3 protein-coding genes are annotated in these 6,440 nt (G+C 38.9%); 1 reads left to right on the forward strand and 2 read right to left on the reverse strand.

Annotated elements, in window-relative coordinates:
* Nucleotides 1-288: 288 nt before the first annotated feature.
* Both V7L12_RS02470 and V7L12_RS02475 read right to left on the reverse strand, forming a co-directional pair.
* Entirely contained in the window at nt 289-4,770 is a 4,482-nt protein-coding gene (locus V7L12_RS02470; protein ID WP_335081824.1) for a translation initiation factor IF-2 N-terminal domain-containing protein, read from the reverse strand.
* Nucleotides 4,771-4,972: 202 nt separating this feature from the next.
* Nucleotides 4,973-5,890, reverse strand: coding sequence for a histone deacetylase family protein (locus V7L12_RS02475; protein WP_335081827.1), 918 nt, complete (start codon nt 5,888-5,890; stop codon nt 4,973-4,975).
* A gap of 111 nt (nt 5,891-6,001) precedes the next feature.
* Between V7L12_RS02475 and V7L12_RS02480 the strand changes: the two genes are divergently transcribed.
* Nucleotides 6,002-6,364, forward strand: a complete 363-nt coding sequence (locus V7L12_RS02480) for a hypothetical protein (protein WP_335081830.1) — start codon at nt 6,002-6,004, stop codon at nt 6,362-6,364.
* Nucleotides 6,365-6,440: the final 76 nt, after the last annotated feature.

Here is a 6,440-nt window from a genome sequence, read left to right on the forward strand (position 1 = left end):
GACTTTTTTGCACAAGCACTGCTGGCTAATTCTAATAATTATCTGTCTCGGCCATCACTGCTTCCTAAATATTAGACCTGAATCCTTACGATAAAAGGGCAAAAGGAAATAACTTAATTATTTATCGCTTTAATCTTAGAAAGAAGTGACACCACAGGAGGAACTTCATCTCATCAGCATAACTTTCACCGATGATGCAGGCGGCTAACCTCTACCTCCACGGGCTAATTTGCCCAGTAGATAGCCTTAATTTTTTCTACCAAATTCTTGATATTGTCATCAATAGGTTTAGCTGAAGAGGCGATAAACATCAACGAAACCTTCATGTAGACTTACAATATTTGAAACTTCAGAATACATCCTTCCGACTTTACCTGATTGATGGGTAAATAAATTATGACAACCCACAATTATTAGTAGTTCTTGAGCGCGGGAAAATGCAACATTTACCCGTTCTGGCTTCTTAGCAAATCCTACATCTCCTTTGCTATTGTTGCGAACCATACTGACAATTACAATCGGTCTTTCCATACCTTGAAATCTATCTACTGTACCAGTACGAATTTCTAGCGAAGGAAAAAGTTCAGATTGCAGACGTTCATCGATTTTTCTTAATTGAGCGCCATAAAATGTAATTACGGCAACTTCTTTTTTTGGTTCACCATTAGCAACTTTAGAAGCCCAAGTATTCTCAAACTGATGACACAAACGTTCAATCGCATCAATTTCTGGAGTATTAAAGTAAGAGGTTCCGTTTCGTTGCTCTAAAAACTGATTCTCTATAGGTGTTTTTACCCAGATAAGATGCTGAGATTCTTGGATAATTTCGTCTGCTAAATGATGTGCGCGTTTTGTATCAGGCTCCAAAATACCAGATTCTAATTTACCGTCATAAAATTGATTGATTGCTCCCATAATAAATGGATGCATTCTATACTGTGTAGTTAGCATTTGTTTGATACTTTCATCAGCCGATTCAAACTGATTTTTAAACAGTGATTCTTCTAAAAATTGTAGTTCGTCTCTTGTATTGCCTATTGTTTGAGCAACTTCTTCTAAAGTGCTAGTATCAAGCATGGGTGGTAATTGCCGATGATCGCCTACCATGACTAACTTTTTGCCTTTCAAAGCTGGGATTAGTAACTCTGGTGGAGTACATTTGCTAACTTCATCAATGATGACGACATCAAAGGATTTGAATTCTTCCGAAAAACCTCTATTTGCAGCTTGAACACAGGTGATACCGACGACATTGGCATTATCTAAATAAATGCGCCTTAAATCGTCGCTATCGCCTTCTGTTGGCTGTCTTAATTTTCCAATCCAATCTTGAACAAAATTATGATATCTATTGAGATAGACTTCGTCTTTTTGGAGTTGCTCTTGCCAAGATTCAAACTGAGTATTAATTTTGCGTAAAAACTCTAGATTAAATAAGTCAGATTGATAATTTTCTGGTTTAAATTTATCAGGTATTGTTTGCAATTCTGTCAACCACCACTTTCTTTCTATTATTAATTTTTCTGATAGCTGTGGTAGCAATTTCTGTTCTATTTCGCGTAGACTAGCTTGTAATTTTTGAAGCTGCTGTAGAGAAGTTTCAGTTTCTTGCTTCAGTTTTGAGAGATGCTCATGTAGAGAATTTTTAATCGTTTCTAACACAGCAAAAGGTTCTAATGATGAGATTAAGGTTTCAAGCTGACTAATGGAAGTTTCCCAATAATTCACTTGATTTGCAAATTCTTGGGGCTGCTCCCAAATATTTGATTGTGTTGCAAGATATTTTTCAACTATAATGCGTAATTGAGCAGGTAGATTTGGCTGTAGATTAAGTTTTTGCAAGATATTAATAACTTGCAAAAGTTGCAAATTAGCATCTTGCTCTGCTTTTTCTACCTCAGCTTGAGTAATGGATATTTGCTGTTGGCTAACTTCGTTTTTCTGATGTTCATTTAATTGTTGTTTCAGATTTTGAAGCTGTTGTTCAGTTTCAGTTTTGACTTTGAAAACGCATTGACGCGCGTTTGCAAGTATAGTATCTAATAATTCTTGTGTAATGCAGGTGACAGTAGAGTCGATATTATTCCATTCCCATGATGTGCCATAATTATTTTGCATTCTAATTAAGAAAAACTGGGTATTTTCAACCAATAATTTTCGCTGTTTGGGGTTAAGTAACTGATAATTGTTAAACTGTTGATAGGTTTCTTGCCATTGGGTGCGATCGCTCTTTGATAGCACCATTGGAATTTGACTAAAATTTTCTTGTAAAAAATAGCTAAAATTATGCTGTTTACCCCGCCTATCAGTAAAACCTCCGTCTATTTCATAAGCGATCGCCTTTGTCAATACTTCCCATTCTGGTAGGTTTATTTTATATATTTTCGGTACTATTGTTAGCTTTAATGTATTAGCAAACATCAATAAACCTAGCGGTAAGTCCACTAAATTCTCTGTTAGTGGTAAACCGGATTGATGGCATTCTTTCAAAGTTTGATAGAGAAGAGAAGGTGCTGTAGATTTCCATTCCTTAACTGCTGAGATAATGTAATCAATTTCTCGTTGGCGGTTTTGCCAAATCTGGATTGTTTGCTGTAGGTTTTGCAGCTTGTTAAGATATTGCTGATAATCTGGTTGTAGCTTATTTAATGAGGCAAAACTTTGTTTCACAACCTGCACCAACGCCGCAATTTCTGAAATGGCTTGACTTGCATCTTGAGCAGAAGTCAACGCAGTTTTAAATCCAGAAATTTCTATTGCTACAGTTTCACGCAACCAAGCCGCTAAACCAAAAGCACCAAGCGCCGGACGCACAAAGCCGAGTTCATCAGTATATTTGATGGTTTGACGAACATTTGCTAAAAATTCTTCTACTAAACTGTTACCTTCTGTGTAGGGCTTAAGAAGTGGCAAAAAATCTGTAACTTCTGGAGTTTCCCAGTTGATATTTGGTGCAGTATTTAATATTTTTTCTAATCCTGCAATTAGTGATTCAACGTCATTCTGTTTTTCTATGGTTTCGTTATAAGATTTTTCTTGATTTTTAAAGTTTACTTCTAGTTTTATTTTATTTTTATTGAATTTATTTTGTTGCTGATTAAATTCTTCCTCAGCTTGGAAGTAGGCTATGAATCTTTGTGATGATGCCAGTAATTGAGTAAAAGTTTTAATATTTTCCAGCCGTTGACTCAGATTATTTTCACAGTCATTAGCTGTATTTTCTAGCCATCTGCCAATCACTTGGTCTTCTAAAAATGGCTGTCCTTCTTCCCCAACTTTCTCGGCTCTACCTTTTCGTACAGCGCGAATCACTGGGTTGTGAACTAATCGACTCAGGGCGTTATCTACTGCTAAATTGGCTTGAGAAGCAATTAGAGTGCGTCCACCGCGAAGGGCAATTTGATAGCAAATCTCTGCAATTACGGTAGTTTTACCAGTACCTGGCGGCCCTTGAATGAGAACAAGATCCTTTGCGGCAAGTACCTTCTCCACTGCTGCTTTCTGACCAGGATTTGCAGAAGATAATAATAAATTTTGTGGTTGAAGTTCAACAGTTGTTTTGATTTGTCTAGCCTGAGAAGCATCGAATAAAAAGTTACCCAAATAGGGATTTTGGGTGTAACCGTTATTCAAATCGTCTAAAGCTTTTTTCTTGCGTTGAATCTGCTGAATATCACCAACTGCCTCAAAACACAAAAATCCTGTATCTGGCAACTTATAACGCTCTGCTGCCATGAATTCAGCTAAGTCGCGTTCTAATCTGAGGCTGATAATACAACGGTTTGGGTCAATTTCTTCAACAGTCCCTAATTGACGACCGCTAATCCAATTTTTGCCGACGGGAGCAGTTTCAAAAAGCTTTAAATCTTCGTTTTTTGTGCGTCTTGCTCGTTCCCAGAAGTTTTCGACATCGAGGGAATTTTGATAAAAGCCGTCAAGAGTGGCTGAGGCTACATCAATTTCAAAACTAATCCGCCTTTTAAAGTTATAGTTATGACCTACGTAACACACACAAAATTGACGCGCTTTAGCGATTTTTTCTTCAATTTGCAAAAACGCTTTCCAAGCTTTCAGCTGATCTTCTGTAGGCACATTTCCGCCACAAACTGGTGCAGCAAAGATGCGTTTTAATGTTGCGGACTCAATGTCGAGATGATGCTGATGATTAGGCAGCAAACGCAAGCGGCAAGGTATAGCATAGCTATCGGCGTGTCCCCGTGAGGGTTGTAATAACTGAGCTGACAGTATTTTTAAACCGCCGCGTCCATCTTTTGGTACAGCCGCTCTAAATCCTAATGTTTTTCTGAGCTTCTCAAGTCTTGCGGGTAATTGAAAATCATCGGAGTCTGTTGCTATTGTCAAATCCCAAATTTCTTCTCTTGCTTCTCTGCCTGCACCCTTGCGATGCACATAAAATAGAGAAGGCTTTTTACCGACACATTCATACATTAACTGATTGGCGCGATCGCGCCGCTCCCTAAATTCGGGATATGATTTAAGACCGGTTTCACCTTCAAGATGGCGGATAAAGCTATCAATTGCTGAAGCTATAAACATATAGCCCCAATCTTCAAAGTGTGTTTTAGTTTTTGAGGATTTTGCTGTTAGTTTATTTACTGCTACACGAATGCGTTCTGCATCAGATTCTGAGATGGCGCTGGTATGACTTTTGACTGCTATGTTGAGTTTTTCGCAAATTGCTAATAGCTTTTTGCTATCCAAATTTAATTCTTTTGCTAGTTCGTAGATTCTGAGTTTACCGTTGTTCATCCACTGCTACCTTTGCCGACAAAATAGGGTTTAAATTTAAACGCAGAGGGGCGTAGAGGTAAGCGCAGAGGAGCGCAAAGTTTATTTTAGTCCCATTCGCTACAAATTAAATTTGGCAATACTCTGCGTACCTTTGCGTTTACTTTGCGTTCCTCTGCGTTTAAAAACTTTACGATTTTGGGTAGTATTTCCTATTAACTGACTATAGTTTATACTGCTGGTAAACTTCACTGGCAGCGCGATGTAGCAGGGAGTGTCGCCATACTAAAGATTTCATATCATCAGCATAACCGCCACCAATGACGCAGGCGACAGGATAACCGCTACTCATACAGGTACTCAAAACCTGCATTTCCCGGCGAAAAATGCCAGCATCTGTAAGGGCTAATTTGCCCAAGCGATCGCCTATATGAGGATCAACACCAGCATCATAAAATACTAAGTCTGGCTTGACTTTAGACAATAAATCTGCTAGGTAACTCGCCAAGGTTTGCAAATAAGCGTCATCCTCCATTCCTACCGGCAAAGGAACATCCAAATCGCTGTTTTGTTTAGTACCGGGGAAATTGACTTCGCAGTGCATGGAGACAGTAAAAACGCTGTCGTCGTCTTGGAAAATAAAAGCTGTACCGTCTCCTTGATGGACATCCAAATCGACAATTAGGATTTTTTGGACGAGTCCGAATTTTTGTAAAACGCGACAAGCGATCGCTATATCGTTGAAAATACAAAAACCAGATCCATAACTAGGAAAAGCATGATGAGTGCCACCAGCCGTATTACAAGCTAAACCCTGACTTAGTGCCAGTTTAGCAGTAAGTATCGTACCACCTACCGCTACACAAGTACGATTTGCTAGTGCTGGACTCCAAGGCAAACCAATGCGACGCTGTGCTTTGGCATCTAGGGTTCCTTCGCAGTAAGCTTGAACGTAGTTTGGAGTGTGGACTAACTCTATCAACTCTAACGGCGGACGTTCGGGGGTGTGAAATTGTTCTTGATTAGCTACACCATCAGCTAACAGCAATTCGTAGAGTTGTCGAAACTTAGACATCGGGAAGCGATGTCCTTCAGGCAATGGGGCAACGTAATCTGGGTGGTAAATAATTGGCAAGTCCATATTCCAGAAAATCTCAAGCAGGTAATCCGGCAAATCACAAGGTAAAATTTAGCCATAATCGCAGCAAAAATGCTGTTATTCTAAATCTAAAACTCCAAATTTAAAATTGATATGATCGAATGGATTACGCCGATAGCGTTTATTCTAGCTGGCTTCGTAGCTGGAATAATTGGTGAAAAAGTTATCTTTAAAAAACTAGAAACATTCGTTACTAATCAACGAATTTTCGGGAGTAAAATTATATTTCGTTCGCTGCACCGGATGACTTTTCTTTGGTTTGTCATCGCCGGTTTTTTTTTGGCAGTTCTGAGCGCTCCCCTCAAGCCAGATATTGCCATCGTACTGCAAAAAATTCTGACGATCGCATTGCTGTTTTCAGTAACCCTAGTCTTAGCCAGACTGACTGGTGGTTTTGTTAATTTATTTATTCGCAGAGCAGAAGGGGTTCCTACATCAGTAAGGATTCAGGTCTAATATTTAGGAAGCAGTGATGGCCGAGACAGATAATTATTAGAATTAGCCAGCAGTGCTTGTGCAAAAAAGTCAATCA

The sequence above is a fragment of the Nostoc sp. genome (assembly GCF_036918245.1).
Lineage (GTDB): Bacteria > Cyanobacteriota > Cyanobacteriia > Cyanobacteriales > Nostocaceae > Nostoc.